This window comes from Vibrio sp. 378, from assembly GCF_033339435.1.
In genome coordinates, this window is the sequence record NZ_JAWOUO010000757.1 from 1 (window position 1) to 618 (window position 618).

Below are 618 nucleotides of genomic sequence, written 5' to 3' on the forward strand. Positions count from 1 at the left end.
TAAAGTTTGCACTTTTTTACACGTAATTATCCATCTGTGCAATAAATTTTTGACTCAGACTTAAAATAAATTATAACTATTGTACAAAAAGTTGAGCCAAGTCCTTTGAGCAAGTGATTAACAATGAGTAAACTACAAGATTCACTCAGAGAGGTGTTGAATGCAACAGTGTGACAAACGACAAGATGAGTTTACTTCACGAGACGTAGAAATCATCTCGAAAGAATCTGTGTTTGAAGGCTTCTTTAAAATGGTGAAGTACCGTTTTAAGCATAAGCTATTCGCTGGTGGTTGGAGCGACGTGGTTGAACGAGAAATGTTCGAGCGTGGCCATGCCGCGGCAATGCTGCCCTACGATCCTAAAACGGATCAAGTGGTTATCATTGAGCAGATCCGCATTGGCGCATTGGAACATGAACACCCTTGGCAGCTAGAAATTGTCGCCGGTATGATCGATCGCGATGAATCCGCAGAAGAGGTGATTCGCCGTGAAGCCGAAGAAGAAGCAGGCATTACCGTAGGGCGAGTGGCATCAGTCACGTCTTATTATCCTTCTTCCGGTGGATGCTCTGAAAAACTGGATGTGTTTGTTGGTGAAGTTGATGCTTCTAAAGCGCA

1 protein-coding gene is annotated in these 618 nt (G+C 43.2%); it reads left to right on the forward strand.

The features are described from left to right. Positions 1-160: 160 nt before the first annotated feature. Positions 161-618, forward strand: a 458-nt coding sequence (locus R7Q48_RS28685; protein WP_318133735.1) for an NUDIX domain-containing protein, incomplete at its 3' end; no start/stop codon positions are given.